This is a genomic window from Pseudomonas brassicacearum subsp. neoaurantiaca (genome assembly GCF_013608025.1).
GTDB lineage: Bacteria > Pseudomonadota > Gammaproteobacteria > Pseudomonadales > Pseudomonadaceae > Aquipseudomonas.
In genome coordinates this window covers 253,131-254,002 of record NZ_VDLV01000003.1, presented here as the reverse complement: position 1 = coordinate 254,002, position 872 = coordinate 253,131, and the positions used below count along the sequence as shown (strand labels likewise).

The following is an 872-nucleotide window of genomic DNA, read 5'->3' as shown; positions in this document are numbered from 1 at the left end:
GATCAGCAAGGGCTGAGGTCAGGAAGAATGGACACCCGAAGAAGGTTAAGTAAGTGCCATTCGGGACGGATTTATTTTTCCGCTCTCCCCCTTGGCCGCCCCTGACCTCGTTGTTCTACCCGGATACCAACTATCCGCTCTACCTCATCAACGAAGCGTCCTGTCCCAGTCAACTGACCTCGTTGCAACGCGTCACGGATCAAACGGACCTGCTCTGCAGGTATGGCCTCGCACACGAAAGCCTCATACCTACGACGCCGTTCCAAAGCCGTAGCGCCTAGAGCAACGAAGCAGGGATCGACATCCAGCCATTCGCTATCAGGACAATCACCTATCCGGCTTCGGTAGCTCGACCAACGGTAGTCTGCTATGTCAGCCACCATCTGAGCGCGTACAGGATTCAATTCTATGTAACGGCAACAGGCGAGGAGATAAGCATCTGACTGCACGACACTGGATTTGTAACGACTTCCCATAGCGTACCGGAGCGCCCTTCCAGCCGATTGCGGTAACGCGTGGCACGCGCCGCTAAAGCCTTCATCATCTGCCCCAACCCAGTGATCGACTCACCCGGAGCGAGTAACAGGTGGACGTGATTGGTCATCAGACAATAGGCGAAGACCCTAACCCCAAACGCATCCTTGAGCTCGCGCAGATCCGTTAGGTAGCGTTGATAATCCTCGGGAACCGCAAAAACTACCTGACGGTTATGACCGCGTTGCACGATATGGTGTGGGTAATTCGGCAAAACAATACGTCCCATCCTGGGCATATTTGACCTCTCCTCCGTGGAAGCTTTCAGCGTAGCAAAGACTCAGAAAATAAATCTGTCCCCTTTTCTCTCTATAAATAATCCAACCAGTCATCCGACT

General features: G+C 53.2%; 1 pseudogene. It reads right to left on the bottom strand.

From position 1 onward, the window contains the following. Window positions 1–71: 71 nt before the first annotated feature. Window positions 72–772 (bottom strand): annotated as a pseudogene (locus tag FHK92_RS03080) (transposase). Window positions 773–872 lie beyond the last annotated feature (100 nt).